At 58.6% G+C, this 15547-nt stretch carries 13 protein-coding genes and 1 rRNA gene; 11 read left to right on the forward strand and 3 right to left on the reverse strand.

Annotation, left to right across the window (positions count from 1 at the left end; genetic code table 11):
- Positions 1–112 precede the first annotated feature (112 nt).
- Positions 113–229 (forward strand): 5S ribosomal RNA (gene rrf / locus MITSMUL_RS00005).
- A gap of 135 nt (positions 230–364) precedes the next feature.
- Here the strand turns inward: rrf and MITSMUL_RS00010 are convergent.
- Entirely contained in the window at positions 365–823 is a 459-nt protein-coding gene (locus MITSMUL_RS00010) for an S-adenosylmethionine decarboxylase family protein (protein WP_005838764.1), read from the reverse strand.
- A gap of 69 nt (positions 824–892) precedes the next feature.
- A complete protein-coding gene (lgt, locus tag MITSMUL_RS00015) occupies positions 893–1702 on the reverse strand; it encodes a prolipoprotein diacylglyceryl transferase (protein WP_005838766.1) in 810 nt (269 codons plus the stop codon).
- Positions 1703–2116: 414 nt separating this feature from the next.
- Here lgt and ileS point away from each other — a divergent pair, with 414 nt between their 5' ends.
- From ileS to MITSMUL_RS00035, 4 genes are all read left to right on the forward strand, one after another.
- Entirely contained in the window at positions 2117–5248 is a 3132-nt protein-coding gene (gene ileS, locus MITSMUL_RS00020; protein WP_005838768.1) for an isoleucine--tRNA ligase, read from the forward strand.
- 139 nt (positions 5249–5387) lie between these two features.
- Complete coding sequence (locus MITSMUL_RS00025) at positions 5388–5738, forward strand: metal-sensing transcriptional repressor (RefSeq protein ID WP_040635154.1); 351 nt, start codon at positions 5388–5390, stop codon at positions 5736–5738.
- Between the two features lie 140 nt (positions 5739–5878).
- The gene (locus tag MITSMUL_RS00030; protein ID WP_005838772.1) at positions 5879–6400 is read left to right on the forward strand and encodes an acyl-CoA thioesterase; all 522 of its coding nucleotides are present in this window, start codon (positions 5879–5881) and stop codon (positions 6398–6400) included.
- Positions 6401–6789: 389 nt separating this feature from the next.
- Positions 6790–8457, forward strand: coding sequence for a 2-isopropylmalate synthase (locus MITSMUL_RS00035; protein WP_040635657.1), 1668 nt, complete (start codon positions 6790–6792; stop codon positions 8455–8457).
- A 182-nt stretch (positions 8458–8639) separates the two neighbouring features.
- Here MITSMUL_RS00035 and MITSMUL_RS00040 read toward each other — a convergent pair whose 3' ends face one another.
- Complete coding sequence (locus MITSMUL_RS00040) at positions 8640–10325, reverse strand: glycoside hydrolase family 13 protein (protein WP_005838777.1); 1686 nt, start codon at positions 10323–10325, stop codon at positions 8640–8642.
- 206 nt (positions 10326–10531) lie between these two features.
- Here MITSMUL_RS00040 and MITSMUL_RS00045 point away from each other — a divergent pair, with 206 nt between their 5' ends.
- From MITSMUL_RS00045 to MITSMUL_RS00070, 6 genes are read left to right on the forward strand one after another with little or no spacing between them, the layout of a single operon-like run.
- Entirely contained in the window at positions 10532–11491 is a 960-nt protein-coding gene (locus MITSMUL_RS00045; protein WP_005838779.1) for an alpha/beta hydrolase, read from the forward strand.
- Complete coding sequence (gene dtd / locus MITSMUL_RS00050; RefSeq protein ID WP_005838780.1) at positions 11488–11931, forward strand: D-aminoacyl-tRNA deacylase; 444 nt, start codon at positions 11488–11490, stop codon at positions 11929–11931. Before MITSMUL_RS00045 ends, dtd begins: the two co-directional genes overlap by 4 nt.
- Before the next feature lie 22 nt (positions 11932–11953).
- Positions 11954–13183 carry an aminopeptidase gene (locus tag MITSMUL_RS00055; protein WP_005838782.1) on the forward strand — a complete coding sequence of 410 codons (1230 nt, stop codon included), beginning with the start codon at positions 11954–11956 and terminating at the stop codon, positions 13181–13183.
- A 32-nt stretch (positions 13184–13215) separates the two neighbouring features.
- The gene (locus MITSMUL_RS00060; protein WP_005838783.1) at positions 13216–13851 is read left to right on the forward strand and encodes a hypothetical protein; all 636 of its coding nucleotides are present in this window, start codon (positions 13216–13218) and stop codon (positions 13849–13851) included.
- Complete coding sequence (locus tag MITSMUL_RS00065) at positions 13848–14780, forward strand: YitT family protein (RefSeq protein WP_005838785.1); 933 nt, start codon at positions 13848–13850, stop codon at positions 14778–14780. Before MITSMUL_RS00060 ends, MITSMUL_RS00065 begins: the two co-directional genes overlap by 4 nt.
- Before the next feature lie 28 nt (positions 14781–14808).
- Positions 14809–15543: an MBL fold metallo-hydrolase gene (locus MITSMUL_RS00070; RefSeq protein ID WP_005838787.1), complete on the forward strand. Its 735-nt coding sequence runs from the start codon at positions 14809–14811 to the stop codon at positions 15541–15543.
- The last annotated feature ends 4 nt before the right edge of the window (positions 15544–15547 follow it).

Consider the following 15547-nt stretch of genomic DNA (forward strand, 5'->3'; position numbering starts at 1 on the left):
AGAGGCGAGTTGGACCGAAAGGTTGAATCAACCTTCGGTTCCAACAGAACTGAAATGTTCGCAAAGTAGTTTCTTCTGTATAGTTTTGAATGTGCAAGCATTCAATAGAATATCCGGTGATGATGCCTGAATGGTTCCACCTGTTCCCATACCGAACACAGTAGTTAAGCATTCAGAGGCCGAAAGTACTTGTCTGGAGACGGACTGGGAGGATAGGAAGTTGCCGGTTAAGCAAGGGCTCCGCTGAGGCGGGGCTCTTTTTTGTTATGCATTATGCGAGTGAAATGTGATACAAGAAGGGCTCTGTCCCAAAGTAAATGCTTTGAGGCAGAGCCCTTTATCATGTGTGGATGAGACGAATTGTTTACTGGCGGTTGCGGCGTGCCAGCACGCGCAGGACCTTGGCACCCGTGTTGTGAATCTTGCGCAGCGGAGCAACGCGCGTCTTGACCTTGGGGCGGATGTCCTTGGCGGAACCGAAGTCGCCGCGCTTCAAGAGCGTGGTCTTCGTCTTGTCCGGTTTGAAGAAATCGCGCATCTCCTTGGCGATGTGCTCTGGCTCGGCGTTTTCCTGGCAGAGGAAGATGTCGATAGCGACGTACTTGAGCTTGGTGTAGACGTGCAGGACCATGTGTCCCTCGCGGAAGAGCATCATGATGGCGTAGTGCTCATCCGTCAGGTGCTCGGAGCACTCGGAGATCTTTGTCAGCGTGAAATGTTCAGGCAGTTCTGCTATATAGTCTTTGATCTGGTCGATATCCTTGAGTTTGCTGTTCTTGCAGTTGAAGAGATCGACGGTGAGATGACGTGCTAAGATTTTCATGAATTCGTTACTCCTTCATGCATTTTTTATGATTCCATGTTCCATTATAGTAGATGGGATTCGGTTCCGTCAAACTTTATGGCCGGGATTCGTTCTGATTTTTTTCGGTTTCTTTCCATAGAGCTGGAGACCGATGAAGAAGATGGCGGCAATCAGGAAGGCGGTGATGCTTGTGGCCTGGGCGCTCGTGACGAGGCCGAGCACTTTTTCGGTGTAATCGCCGCGCAGGAATTCGAGCCCGAAGCGCGCGAGGCTGTAGAGCATGACGTAGAGGGCGAAGCACTGGCCCTTGGCGTGGTTCGTCGTGCGGAAGAGCAAGAGCAGTGCGAAGATGACGACGTCGAGCTGTCCTTCCCAGACTTCAGCCGGCCAGAGCGGCTGGTCGCCGTATGTGTGGTAGGCGAGCGTTGTCGTCGGATAGATGATGCCGAATGAGCTGCCCGTCGGTGCGCCGAAGGCATCGCCGTTCAGCAGGTTGGCACAGCGGCCGAGCGCCTGGCCGAGGATGATGGCCGGTGCGAGTACGTCCATGAGGTGGACAGTGTCGAGATGATGGCGGTGGCAGTACCAGACGCCCGTCAGCACGCCGAGAAAGACGCCGCCTTGGATGGCCATGCCACCCTGCCAGACGTTCAGCAGTTCGGTCAGATGGTGACCGTAGTAATCCCAGTCAAAGAAGAAGACGTCCCAGAGGCGCGCACCGAGCAGTCCGGCGACGCCGCAGTAGATGCCGAGGTCGACGATGTACTTCTCGTAACCGCGGCCGTCTGCCTTCGTCAGGAAGTAGCCGACGCCTGTCGCGAGGATGATGGAGAGAGACAGCACGAGGCCGTAGGCCCGAATCGGGAAGTCTCCGATATAGAAAAGATACTGATGCATGAGATCCCTTCCTTTTCTGATTCTATTGAAATCCTGTTCTCGTTTTGCTCAAACAATCTTCATTATAGCGTAAACGAGATGGCTTGAGAAGAGAGACTGCAACGCTCAAATAGTATTTGAAATCTGTCTATCCCTGTGGTACAATAAACTCTGTCAACATGTAAATGCATCGATGGAGAGAGTAGACTGCAGGGAGAGCGGAAGCGAACCGGGAGAGGTGAGAGCCGGGCGTGCGTACTTGCAGGGGAAAATCACTCCGGAGCAGCGGGCTGAACGAATGGAGTAAGCTTCGCCGGCATCCCCCGTTACGGGACAGCGCATGGTGGTGCGTGGAAATAGGTGGTTATCCTGTAGGTATCATGAGCCTGCATCCTATTTGGGTGCAGGCTTTTCATATGTGAGGAGGCAATCTGTTTGTATAAGAAAGTGGATACGAACTTGAACTTCGTGGAGCGCGAGAAAGAGATCCGCGAGTTCTGGAAAGCACATGACATCGCTCAGAAGGCAATCGACCAGCGCGAGGGCTGCGATACCTTCACGTTCTACGATGGCCCGCCGACGGCCAACGGCAAGCCGCATATCGGCCACGTCTTGACGCGCGTCATCAAGGATATGCTGCCGCGCTTCGCCTCGATGAAGGGCAAGAAGGTCCTCAGAAAGGCTGGCTGGGATACGCATGGTCTGCCGGTTGAGCTCGAGGTCGAGAAGCAGATCGGCATCAACGGCAAGGAACAGATCGAGGCATACGGCATCGAGCCGTTCATCAAGAAGTGCCGCGAGTCCGTCTGGAAGTACAAGGGCATGTGGGAGGAATTCTCCGATGTTGTCGGCTTCTGGGCCGACATGGAGCACCCGTACATCACCTATGAGAATGACTTCATCGAGTCGGAATGGTGGGCGCTCAAGGAGATCTGGAAGAAGGGCCTGCTCTACGAGGGCTACAAGGTCGTCCCGTACTGCCCGCGCTGCGGCACGCCGCTTTCCTCGCATGAGGTAGCGCAGGGCTATAAGGATGTCACGGAGCGCTCGGCCATGGTCGAATTCAAGGCCAAAGACGGCGATTACTCGTTCCTCGCATGGACGACGACGCCGTGGACGCTGCCGTCGAACATGGCACTTTGCGTGAACCCCGCGGTCGATTACGTCAAGCTCCAGGTCGGCGACAAGAAGTACGTCCTCGCAGAGGCACTCGTCGACAAGGTCTTCGAGGGTGTCGAGGGCGAGCGTCAGGTTCTCGAGCGCTATAAGGGCAAGGACCTCGAGTACCGCGAGTACGAGCCGCTCTATCCGTATGCCGTCGAGAAAATCAAGAACCAGCGCGGCAAAAAGGCGTTCATCGTGACCTGTGATGACTACGTCACGACGGAGGACGGCACGGGCATCGTCCATATGGCTCCGGCATACGGCGAAGACGATAACCGCGTCTGCCAGAAGTACGGCGTCGCTTTCGTCAACCTCGTCAACAGCAAGGGCGAGCTCACGGCTGAGACGGATTGGCCGGGCCTCTTCGTCAAGAAAGCCGATCCGCTGATCCTCGCAGACCTCGAGAAGAAGGGACTGCTGTTCAAGGCGCCGGAGTTCACGCACAGCTATCCGCATTGCTGGCGCTGCGATACGCCGCTGCTCTACTACTCGTTCCCGACCTGGTTCATCAAGATGACGTCGGTCAAGGATGAGCTCGTCGCCAACAACAAGACGGTCAACTGGATCCCGAAATCCATCGGTGAGGGCCGCTTCGGCAACTGGCTCGAGCATGTACAGGACTGGGGTCTCTCGCGCAACCGCTACTGGGGCACGCCGCTGCCGGTATGGCAGTGCGAATGCGGCCATCAGCATGTCATCGGCTCGATCGAGGAACTCAAGTCCATGAGCTCGAACTGCCCGGATGACATCGAGCTGCATCGCCCGTACATCGACAAGGTCACGATCAAGTGCCCGGAGTGCGGCAAGGAGATGCACCGCGTCAAGGAAGTCATCGACTGCTGGTTCGACTCGGGCTCCATGCCTTTTGCGCAGTGGCATTATCCGTTTGACAACAAGGAGATCTTCGAGAAGCGCTTCCCGGCGGACTTCATCTCGGAGGCTGTCGACCAGACGCGTGGCTGGTTCTACTCGCTGATTGCCATCTCGACGCTGCTCTTCCACAAGGCACCGTACCGCAATGTCATCGTCCTTGGCCACGTCCAGGACAAGGAAGGCCGCAAGATGTCGAAGTCGAAGGGCAATGCCGTCGACCCGATGGAAGCACTGCAGAAGCATGGCGCCGATGCCATCCGCTGGTATTTCTACGAGAACAGCGCACCGTGGCTGCCGAACCGCTTCCACGACGATGCCGTCCAGGAAGGCCAGCGCAAGTTCATGGGCACGCTCTGGAACACGTACGCGTTCTTCGTGCTCTACGCCAACATCGACAACTTCGATGCGACGAAGTACACGCTCGACTACGATAAGCTGCCGGTCATGGACAAGTGGTGCCTCTCACGCCTCAACACGATGGTCAAGGATGTCGACTACGACCTCTCGAACTACCGCGTGACGGAAGCCGCCAAGGCACTCGAGGAGTTCGTCGACGAGCTCTCGAACTGGTACGTCCGCCGCAGCCGCAGCCGTTTCTGGGCAAAGGGCATGGAGCAGGACAAGATCAACGCCTATATGACGCTCTACACGGCACTCGTCACGACGGCCAAGGCCGCTGCGCCGATGATCCCCTTCATGACGGAGTCCATCTACCGCAACCTCGTCTGCAGCATCGACAAGAAGGCGCCGGAATCCGTCCATCTCTGCGACTTCCCGAAGGTCAATGAGGCCCACATCGACAAGGAGCTCGAGAAGAACATGGGCGAAGTCCTCGAGATCGTCGTGCTCGGCCGCGCTGCGCGCAATGAGGCCAACATCAAGAACCGCCAGCCAATCGGCAAGATGTACGTCAAGGCACCTGTCGTACTGCCGGACTTCTACAAAGAAATCGTTGAAGAAGAGCTCAACGTCAAGGAAGTCGTCTTCAAGGACGACATGGAGGCGTACCTCACGTACAGCTTCAAGCCGCAGTTCCGCATTCTCGGACCGAAGGTCGGCAAGAAGATGGGCGCCATCCAGAAGGCCCTGAAGGCGGTCAACGGCCACAAAGCCAAAGAAGAGCTCGACACGACGGGCAAGCTCGTCGTCGCATTGCCGGATGGCGATGTCACGTTGCTGCCGGAAGACGTCGAGGTCACGATGGCACAGACGGAAGGCTACAACTGCCAGCGCTACAATGGCGTGACGATTGCTCTGGAGACGACGCTCAGCGAAGAACTCCTCGAAGAGGGCTTCGTCCGCGAGATCATCAGCAAGGTCCAGACGATGCGCAAGGAAAATGGCTACGAAGTCACGGACCACATCGCTGTCGGCCTCAAGGACAACGAGAAGCTCGAGAACCTCGTCAAGAAGAACGAGAGCTTCCTCAAGGACATTACGCTTGCCGACAAGGTCACTTACGGCGAGACGTCCGGCCACGAGAAAGAGTGGAATATCAACGGCGAGACGGTCACAATCTCGGTCGACTGATAGAGACCCATCTCGGGAAAAGTCTCCTCCTTGCGAGGAGATTTTTTTAATGCTGGAAAGAAGGAAAAACGGAAGAGAAGGACGAATAAAAACAATAGTCTATTACAACGAGAACATCAGGCAGGTGATATCGAGAAGAATGGAAGAGAAAGAACACACCCATGTGCTGGCCGATGGCACGGTCATCCATCATAATCATCACGCGCATGGCGCTCATGGCCATCAGCACAGCCACACGCAGACGAAGGCCGTGCTCAACCGCATGGCGCGTCTCATCGGCCATCTGGAATCCATCAAGCACATGATCGAGGATGGCCGCGACTGCAGCGAGGTGCTCGTGCAGCTCTCGGCGGTCGACAGCGCTATCAAGGGTGTCAGCCGCATCATCCTCAAGGACCATCTGGAGCACTGCATCGTCGATGCCGTACGCGACAATGATCAGCAGGCTTTAGAGCAGCTCAACCGGGCCATCGATCGTTTCATCAAATGAGTGGACGCGCAGTGGCTTTGTGATTCAGTCACGGTATTTCCCGATTGAATCTTATATCCTATTCCTATATCCTAAGGTTGTATATCATGTTAGCATAAGCGGAGCACGCGCTCTGCGGCGATAGAGCAGGAGGTTTTTCCATGGCACAGAATAAACTCATAATCAGCCAGGTTATGATGCCGAATCAGACGAATCCGAGCGGCAATATCTATGGCGGCGATATCATGAAGATGATGGACTCGGCGGCTTATGCCGTGACGCGCAAGTACGCGCGCTGCAACGTCGTCACGGCCCGCGTCGACGAGCTCGAGTTCCATCTGCCGATTCTCGTCGGCGACCTCGTCACCTGCACGGCAGAGATCGTCTTCGTCGGCCACAGCTCGATGGAGGTCACGGTCAATGTCGATGTCGAGGACCTCGATCAGGAAGGCAAGCCGCAGCGCGCGCTGACGGCCTACTTCACGATGGTCGCGCTCGACCGCAATTCGCGCCCGAAGGCTGTGCCGCCGCTCATCATCGACTCGGAAGAGGCGAGAAGGGCTTTTGAGGAAGGCCGCCGCCGCTATGAAGCGCACAAGGAGCAGAAGCGCCAGCAGCGCGAGGTCGAGAAGAAGCTCAGCCAGGCCAAGAAGACGCTGCGCGAGCCAGAAGAGAAAAAATGAGCCTGCTCGGATAAAAAAGTTTACAGATTTACAAAAAACGCTTGCAAAATAGATTTTCCTGTGCTATTCTAGTACCCAACACAGGGAAATGCGTTGAAGAGGAATAGTAAAGATTCTGGAACCACCAGAGAGCTGCCGGTAGGTGCGAGACAGCAGGGAAGGAATCTGGAACTCACCTTGAAGCAGCCCACTGAACGTGCTAAGACTACATTTGTGTGTATTTGGTGCACTATTAGGCAGGGACGGAGCCTGACCGTTACAGCAGGAGGATTTGCTAGAATCCGTAGAGGTACTCCGCAAGGAGTATGAATTTGAGTGGTAACACGCAGGTACAGCCCTTCGTCTCATCAGACGAAGGGCTTTTCTATTTGGGGAGGTTTTGTCAAATGATGAATTATCAGAAGTACAGCAAAGGTTATTTCATGCCGCCGGAGATTGACCTGGAGTGGGCCAAGAAAGATGCCCCAGACCATGCGCCAATCTGGTGCAGCGTCGACCTTCGCGATGGCAACCAGTCGCTCGTCATCCCGATGAGCCTGGATGAGAAAATGGAATTCTACAAGATGCTCCTCAAAGTCGGCTTCAAGGAAATCGAGATCGGCTTCCCGGCTGCATCGGAGACGGAGTACGAGTTCCTGCGCCGCCTCGTCGAGGAAGACCTGATCCCGGACGATGTGACGATCCAGGTCCTGACGCAGGCGCGCGAGCACATCATCCGCAAGACGTTCGATGCCTTGAAGGGCGTCAAGAACGCCATCGTCCACGTCTACAACTCGACTTCTGTTGCACAGCGCCAGCAAGTCTTCCGCAAGGACAAGGAACAAATCAAGCAGATGGCCGTCGACGGCGCCAAGCTCCTGCAGGAGCTGACGGAAGAAGCCGGTGCGAACTACCGCTTCGAGTATTCGCCGGAGTCCTTTACGGGCACGGAGCCTGAGTACGCGCTCGAGGTCTGCAACGCTGTCCTCGATGTCTGGAAGCCGACGGCTGACCGCAAGGCCATCATCAACCTGCCGGCAACGGTCGAGATGAGCATGCCGCACGTCTTTGCGATGCAGGTCGCTTACATGAACAAGCACCTCAAGTACCGCGACAACGTCGTGCTCTCGCTGCATCCGCACAACGACCGCGGCTGCGGTGTCGCCGATGCGGAGATGGGCATCCTGGCCGGTGCGGACCGCATCGAGGGCACGCTGTTCGGCAACGGCGAGCGCACGGGCAACGTCGATATCATCACGGTCGGCATGAATATGTTTGCACTCGGCGTCGACCCGGAGCTCGACTTCTCGAACATGCCGGAGCTCGTCGAGATGTACGAGCGCGTCACGCGCATGCACGTCTCGCCGCGCCAGCCGTATGCCGGCGACCTCGTCTTCGCTGCCTTCTCTGGCTCGCATCAGGATGCCATTGCGAAGGGCATGCACTGGAAAGAGGAGAAGAATCCGGACAAGTGGACGCTGCCGTACCTCTACATCGACCCGAAGGATGTCGGCCGCGAATACGACGGCGACGTCATCCGCATCAACAGCCAGTCCGGCAAGGGCGGCGTCGGCTTCATCATGGAGCAGAAGTACGGCATCGACATGCCGAAGAAGATGCGTGAGGACTTCGGCTACTGCGTCAAGGGCGTTTCCGACCACAAGCACAAGGAACTCATGCCGGATGAGATCTACCAGATCTTCCAGGATGAGTACGTCAACGTCGATACGCCGTACAAGCTCAACGACTTCCTGCTCCAGAAGGAGCCGGACGGCACGCGCAAGGGCACGGTCGATATCTTCGTCAACGGCGAGCCAAAGACCTTCCTCGCGCGCGGCAACGGTCGACTCGACGCCGTCTCCAATGCCCTGCAGGCGAACCTCGACATCACCTACAAGGACCTTACGTACAGCGAGCACGCGCTGGAAATCGGCCAGAACAGCCGCGCGATGGCCTATATCGGCATCACGAATGAAGACGGCCACATCACCTGGGGCGCCGGCATGGACACGGATATCATCACGGCATCCATCCAGGCCCTGATAAGTGCCATCAACCGCATGAAGGCGGGAAAATAAGAGAATAGAAGCAGAGAGCTGCTGACCATGCCCTGCATGCAAAGTGTCCATCGCTTTGCGCGCAGGGCATTTTTTGTGCCATTCAAGACGGAGAGCAAGGGAAGAACGGACGCTGTGCAGTGATGTGCGTATACAAAAAACGCTGGTCATCCGACCAGCGTTTTTTTGTAAGGGGATAGAAATCAGGCGTTGCGGAGCAGCAGGACGCGTGCCTCGTACGGTTGCAGGGCACCCGTCTTGTGGTTGGCGTAATTGGAGATGAGTTCCTCGCCATCCTTCCCGTCGAACAGGTTGCAGGGGACTTCTTCGCTCGTCCAGTTGCAGGCAATCAGCAGCGTCTCGCCGCCGAGGTGGCGCGCGAAGGCGTAGGCATTTTGGTCATCTTCTAAGAGCGGTTCGAAGATGCCGTAGACGATGATGGGGTAGGCGTGGCGCAGGCGGATGAGCTTCTGGTAGTAGTAGAAGGTGGAGTCCGGGTCCTTGAGCGCGGCCTCGGCGTTGATGGTCTTGTAGTTCGGATTGACGGCGAGCCAGGGCGTGGCGTCCGTGAAGCCCGCATTCTTGCCGGCCGTCCACTGCATCGGCGTGCGCGCGTTGTCGCGTGCGACCGTGTTGAAGCAGGCGAGCATCGTCTCAGGCGAGACCTTCTTCTGCTCGTCGACGTACTGGTGCCAGGCGTTGATCTCCTCGAGGTCCTGGCAGTCGTCGAGGGAGTGGAAGGTCGTGTTCGTCATGCCGAGCTCTTCACCCTGGTAGATGTAGGGCGTGCCCTTCTGCATGTGCAGGCAGGTCGCGAGCATCTTGGCCGAGAGCACGCGCCACTCGGGGCTGTCATTGCCGAACATCGAGACGCAGCGCGGCTGGTCGTGGTTGTCGAGGTAGAGCGAGTTCCACGCCTTGCCCTCGAGCTCCTGCTGCCACTTGTTGAGGATGGCGCGGACCTTCGGCATCTGCGGCTTGCCCGTCGTCCACTTGTCGATGACGCTGCCCTTGCCGTTTTCCGGGCCGACGTGCTCGAACTGGAAGACCATGCCGAGTTCCTTGCCGTCGCTGCGGGCGTACTTCTTGGCTTCGTCGATCGTGACGCCGGCGGCCTCGCCGACCGTCAGCAGGTCGTAGTGCGAGAGCACGCGGTGGTTCATCTCCTGCAGGAATTCGTGAACGCGCGGCCCGTTGCAGACGTGCGGCGAGAGGTCACCGTAGCCGTCCGCCTTGACTGGGCCGTCCGGGAAGGTCTGGTCCTTGGAGATCATCGAGATGACGTCCATGCGGAAGCCGTCGATGCCCTTCTCGCACCACCAGTTCATCATGTCGAAGACGGCATCGCGGACCTTCGTGTTCTCCCAGTTGAGGTCCGGCTGCTTCTTCGAGAAGCAGTGCAGATAATACTGGTCCGTCGCCTCGTCGTACTGCCAGGCCGGGCCGCTGAAATACGACTCCCAGTTGTTGGGCGCCTTGCCGTCCTTGCCATCCTTCCAGATGTAGAAGTCGCGGTAGGGATTCGTGCGGGACTTGCGGCTCTCGATGAACCAGGCGTGCTCGTCGGACGTGTGGTTGACGACGAGGTCCATGACGAGCTTGATGCCGGCTTCATGTGCCGCCCTCAAAAGCGTGTCGAAATCTTCCATCGTGCCGAAGTCCTTCATGATGGCGCGGTAGTCGGAGATGTCATAACCGTTGTCGTCGTTGGGGGACTGGTAGATCGGGGAGAGCCAGATGACGTCGACGCCGAGCTCCTTGAGATACGGGATGCGGCGCGTGATGCCCGGCAGGTCGCCGATGCCATCGCCGTTCGAATCCTGGAAACTGCGCGGATAGATCTGATAGATGACGGCCTCTTTCCACCAGGCCTTCTGTTCTTCTGCCATGAATGAATACCTCCTGTGCGTTCGTTTTTCTTGAGATATATCCTGTATTCGCGCTGTTCTTGCCGATTTCCTACGGGAAAGTGATACAGAATGCGAATCTCGTTCCAGATACCCGTCGCAAAATTTTCTGCGGCAGTTTTCTTTTCGGTGCCTTTTTCCAGATAAGATGATATAATGGAATCACATTTTGGCAGAAGGGTGGTTCTATGAAGAAGATCCTCATATCCTGCCTCTTGACGGCCGTCATCGTGACGGCGGCGCTGGTCATCGAGGCAGGATATTTTATTGGCAATTACTGCGTGCACTTCGGCCTGGAACGCGGGACGGCGGAGAACCCACAGGAGCCGCCGCGGGCCTATGCGCTCCTGATGCCGCCGGAGGCGCGGCAGTTCGACAAGCCGAACTACGCCTCGGAGAACTGGAACATCGACTCGGAGGACGGCATCTACCTCGCGGCGACGCATTTCAAGCCGGAGCGTGAGACGGACAAGTGGGTCATCGTCGTGCACGGCTACGGCTGCACGCAGCAGAATTCCTATTACATTGCCGAGAATTATCTCTCGATGGGCTATCACGTGCTGACGCCGGACCTCAGGGCGTCGGGGCTCAGCGGCGGCCGCTACCTGACGCTCGGCTACCGCGAGAGCGAGGACATCGTGCTCTGGGCGAGGAGAATCGCGCAGGAAAATCCGCAGGCAAAGATCATCCTGCACGGCGTCTCGATGGGCGCGGCGACGGTCATGATGGCGGCGGGCCGCGAGGACCTGCCGCCAGAGGTCGTCGCGGTGGTCGAGGACTGCGGCTACACGAATGCGGATGAGCTCATCGCCTTGCAGATGGAGAATTCCTTTGGCCTGCCCTCGTTCCCGGCCATGAATCTCCTGAACTGGCGCTGCGAGAAAATGGCGGGCTTCAGCCTCAAGGATGCCTCGCCAATTGATGCCGTGCGCCATGCCCGCGTGCCGCTGCTCTTCATCCACGGCACGAAGGACACGCTCGTGCCGCCGAACATGGCCGAGAAGCTCTATGCGGCGGCCAATGCCCCGAAGAAGGAGATCCTCATGATCCCCGGAGCCGTGCACGCGGCCGCGAGCCAGGCCGACCAGCAGACGTACTTCCGGACCATCCGGAAATTCGTACAACCCTATATGGAGGAAAACAAATGAAAGCAGTTGTGACAAGAGTCCGGGAAGCATCCGTCGAGATTGCGGGGGAGGTCCATGGTGCGATTGACCAGGGATTCCTCGTGCTCTTAGGCGTCGGCCCCGAAGATGATGAGGAGACCTGTGACCGGCTGGCCGAGAAGGTCGCGCATGTGCGCGTCTTCTCCGATGAAGCGGGCAAGATGAACCTGAGCATCGACCAGGTCGGTGGCGCCTTCCTCGTCATCTCGCAGTTCACGCTCTACGCCGACCTCAAGAAGAGGCGCCCCGGCTTCTCGCATGCGGCCAAGCCGGAGCTCGCCGAGCCGCTCTACAAGCGCTTCATGGCGGATTTGCGCGCGAAGGGCTTCAGCGTGGAGCACGGTGAGTTCGGCGCTGACATGAAGGTCGCCTCCGTCAACGACGGCCCGGTGACACTTCTTTTTGATACGGACAACTTATGAGAATTTGACAGGAGGTAAGGATATGAAGGATTTACTGCGAGCTTATGCGGACCTCGTCGTGCGCGTGGGCGTCAATCTGCAGAAGGACCAGATCCTCGTCATCAATGCGCCAATTGAATGCGCGGCGTTTGCGCGCATGATCGCGCAGCAGGCCTTTGCGGCGGGCGCGCACGATGTCGTCGTGAGCTGGAGTGATGAGCAGCTCGCGCACATCCGCTATGCGGGCGGCAAGAAGGCGCTCTTCACGGAGTTCCCCGAATGGCGGCGCGCGTTCTACGAGGATTACGCGGCGCAGGGCGCGGCATTCGTCTCGATTGCGGCGCGCGACCCCGAAATCTTCGGCGACATCGACCCGGAGAAGCTCAAGCTGGCCAATCAGGCGGCCGGCGCGGCGCTCATGGAGTACCGCGAGCGCCTCATGAACAACCGCAACACCTGGTGCGTCGTCTCGGTGCCGACGAAGGGTTGGGCGAAGAAGGTCTTCCCCGACCTCTCGGAGGATGAGGCCGTCGCACGCCTCTGGCGCGAGATCTATAAGACTGTCCGCGTCGGCGAGGGTATCGACACCATCCAGGCATGGCAGGAGCACATCGCCTTCCTGCACAAGGCAGCCGACTTCCTCAATGCGAACGACTTCCAGGAACTCCATTACACGAACGGTCTCGGCACGGACCTGACCATCGAGCTGCCAGAAGGACACATCTGGGCGGGCGGCGCCGAGAAGTCGGAGCTAGGCACGGTATTCGCGGCGAACATGCCGACAGAAGAGGTCTACACGCTGCCGAAGCGCGACGGCGTCAACGGCATCGTCTACGCGACAAAGCCGCTGAACTTCAACGGCAACCTCATCGAGGATTTCTGGCTGCGCTTCGAGAACGGACGTGTCGTAGACTTCGCTGCGAAGAAGGGCGAGGCCATCCTCAAGGGCCTGATCGAGACGGATGAGGGCTCGCACTTCCTCGGTGAAGTGGCACTCGTGCCGTACGATTCGCCCATCTCGCAGAGCGGCGTGCTCTTCTACAACACGCTGTTCGACGAGAATGCCGCCTGCCATCTGGCACTCGGCAAGGCGTATCCGACCTGCCTCAAGGACGGCGAGAAGATGGACAGCGTGACGCTCTTGCAGCACGGCGTCAACGACTCGCTGATGCACGAGGACTTCATGGTCGGCAGCCGTGACCTCGAGATCGTCGGCACGCGCCGCGACGGCACAAAGGTCCAGGTATTCCATCAGGGCAACTTCGCCTTCTGAGGATGGCTTTATCAGATCAGGGAGGAGATACAATGATGCAAAGGACTCTCGGTATCCTCATGGCGCTCCTGCTGGCGCTCACGGCGCTGGGCCTGCCGACGGGCCGCTCTGAGGCGGCAGGGCTGCAGGACAGCGATTTCTCCTGCCGCGGTGTCGCGCTCGGCGCGAGTGAGCAGGAGCTCTTCAAGGCCTGGGGCGAGCCGCTCTTCGACAAGGCGGAGCGCCGGCAGGGCGTGACGGTCAAGGTCTATGTCTACAAGGACCATTATGAGGCCGCCGTCGACAAGAGCGGCCATGTCGTCGATTTCGTCATCAAGAACGACCGCTATGAGGCGCGGGGTGGAATCAGGCTCGGCGCGACCTCGTACTGGATCCAGAAGACGTACGGCAAGGCAGAGCGCCAGCGCATCGACGGCATGCCGTACTACATCTACACGCGCGAGGGCCATCCGCACGACCACCTGCTGCTCGGCGTCGATGCGCAGGACGGCTACCTGACGTCGATGCGCATCACCTCGCTGCCGCTGACCGATGAAGAGGCGGAGAAGCGCGCACTCGAGGATGACGCGGAAGAGGGCGCACTCGATCCGCGCTTCGCGGAGAAGGAGATCGACATCTCCGCTCTCGGGAAGGCGGAGGCGCCAATCCTCAAGGAGGCGCAGCCATGATCCACCTCAAGATGATGCGCCACCGGCTGCTGCGCTACGTCGGCATCACGCTGGGCTGCCTAATCGCGAGCTGCTCCATCAACCTGTTCCTCGTGCCGTCGCACCTGCTGACGGGCGGCGCGACGGGCATCGCGATCATCGTCTACTACCTGACGCAGCTGCCCATCGGCCTGCAGACCTTCCTCTACAACATCCCGCTGCTCATGGCCGCCTGGAAGACGCTCGGCCATGGCTACACCGTCGACGTCGTCATCGGCACGGGTATCTTCTCGCTGTGCCTCGACCTCACGCGCTTCCTCAATGCGTACGCGCCAGTCAATGATCTCATGCTCGCCGCCATCTTCGGCGGCGTCTTCAACGGCATCGGCTACGGCATCGTCTTCCGCATGAACGGCAGCACGGGCGGCTTCGACATCGTCGGCGCCATCGCCAAGAAGTACTACTCGCTCAACATGGGCGGCGTCATCTTCGCCTTCAACTGCATGATCATGTGCGTGGCGGCGTTCCTGTTCGGCGTGGCCCCCGCGATGTTCACACTGATCTGCATGTACATGAACGCGATGGTCACCGACAAGGTCATCGCGGGCTTCAACAGCCGCAAGGCCGTGCTGATCATCTCCGACCGCGCGCAGCAGATCGCGGACGGCATCATGGAAGTCGGGCGCGGCGTGACCTTCCTGCACGGGCAGGGCGCCTTCACGCGCAAGGAGCGCAACGTCGTCTTCGTCGTCGTCAAGCTCACGCAGGTCAGCAAGATTAAGCTCATCGCGCATGCCGTCGACCCGCATGCCTTCATGATCATCATGTCGGCCAACGAGGTCATGGGCCGCGGCTTCAGCGAACCGGGCATCGCCTTCCGGCGCTTCATCCACAAGGACAAGAACCAGTTGGTGCACCCGGAGCACCTGCAGTGGCACGATGACCGCTGAGCATTGATTTTTTACAGGAGGACTCCTTATGATTGAAATGACCTATCTCTTGAACAGCGGCTTCCTCGTGCGCGTCGGCCGCACGCTGCTCGTCTTCGATGACTTCAAGGACCCGGCGGGTGCCGTCGACGCGGCCGTGGCAGCTGCCGATTTCGACCACCTCTACTTCTTCGCATCGCACAGCCACTTCGACCACTTCGATGCGCACATCCGGCGCTACGAGGCGCAGGCAGACCGCTACATCCTCAGCGATGACATCCGCTGCATGAAGGACTGCAGCGCCTTCAACCCCCAAAAGCTCACGTTCCTCAAACCGTATGCGAGCTGGCAGGACGATGTCCTCGCGGTCGAATCCTTCGACTCGACCGACCTCGGCACCTCGTTTTGCGTCACGCTCAAAGAGGAAGGCACGACCATCTTCCACGCCGGCGACTTCAATTGGTGGGACTGGACGGGGGAGCCAGCCGAGCAGCGGAAGCTCGCGGAGAACGCCTTCCGCAAGCAGATGAAGAAGCTCGAGGGGTTAGAAGCAGACGTCGCATTCTTCCCCGTCGACGGCCGCATGGGGCCGAGGCTCGACAAGGGGGCCAAGGTCTTCTGTGCTGAGACAGAAATCCGCGCACTCGTCACGATGCATTCCATCGGTTATTCGGCCTGGCAGCCGCCGGCGGGCTTTTTCGCGCCGGGCCGCGAGATTCCCGTCTGGTCGCCGCGCAAGTCGGGCGAAAAGAATTGCCTCAAAGACGGCAGACTATTGAAATGACAGG

Source organism: Mitsuokella multacida DSM 20544, from assembly GCF_000155955.1.
In the GTDB taxonomy this organism is placed as follows: domain Bacteria; phylum Bacillota; class Negativicutes; order Selenomonadales; family Selenomonadaceae; genus Mitsuokella; species Mitsuokella multacida.

What these genes read in the sequence shown, in the direction of transcription:
- MITSMUL_RS00010 (WP_005838764.1), bottom strand. Translation starts at nt 823, where the DNA reads ATGAAAATCTTAGCACGTCATCTCACCGTCGATCTCTTCAACTGCAAG.
- MITSMUL_RS00055 (WP_005838782.1), top strand. Translation starts at nt 11,954, where the DNA reads ATGAAGGATTTACTGCGAGCTTATGCGGACCTCGTCGTGCGCGTGGGC.
- dtd (WP_005838780.1), top strand. Translation starts at nt 11,488, where the DNA reads ATGAAAGCAGTTGTGACAAGAGTCCGGGAAGCATCCGTCGAGATTGCG.
- MITSMUL_RS00030 (WP_005838772.1), top strand. Translation starts at nt 5,879, where the DNA reads ATGGCACAGAATAAACTCATAATCAGCCAGGTTATGATGCCGAATCAG.
- MITSMUL_RS00070 (WP_005838787.1), top strand. Translation starts at nt 14,809, where the DNA reads ATGATTGAAATGACCTATCTCTTGAACAGCGGCTTCCTCGTGCGCGTC.
- MITSMUL_RS00035 (WP_040635657.1), top strand. Translation starts at nt 6,790, where the DNA reads ATGAATTATCAGAAGTACAGCAAAGGTTATTTCATGCCGCCGGAGATT.
- MITSMUL_RS00045 (WP_005838779.1), top strand. Translation starts at nt 10,532, where the DNA reads ATGAAGAAGATCCTCATATCCTGCCTCTTGACGGCCGTCATCGTGACG.
- MITSMUL_RS00040 (WP_005838777.1), bottom strand. Translation starts at nt 10,325, where the DNA reads ATGGCAGAAGAACAGAAGGCCTGGTGGAAAGAGGCCGTCATCTATCAG.
- lgt (WP_005838766.1), bottom strand. Translation starts at nt 1,702, where the DNA reads ATGCATCAGTATCTTTTCTATATCGGAGACTTCCCGATTCGGGCCTAC.
- MITSMUL_RS00060 (WP_005838783.1), top strand. Translation starts at nt 13,216, where the DNA reads ATGATGCAAAGGACTCTCGGTATCCTCATGGCGCTCCTGCTGGCGCTC.
- MITSMUL_RS00025 (WP_040635154.1), top strand. Translation starts at nt 5,388, where the DNA reads ATGGAAGAGAAAGAACACACCCATGTGCTGGCCGATGGCACGGTCATC.
- MITSMUL_RS00065 (WP_005838785.1), top strand. Translation starts at nt 13,848, where the DNA reads ATGATCCACCTCAAGATGATGCGCCACCGGCTGCTGCGCTACGTCGGC.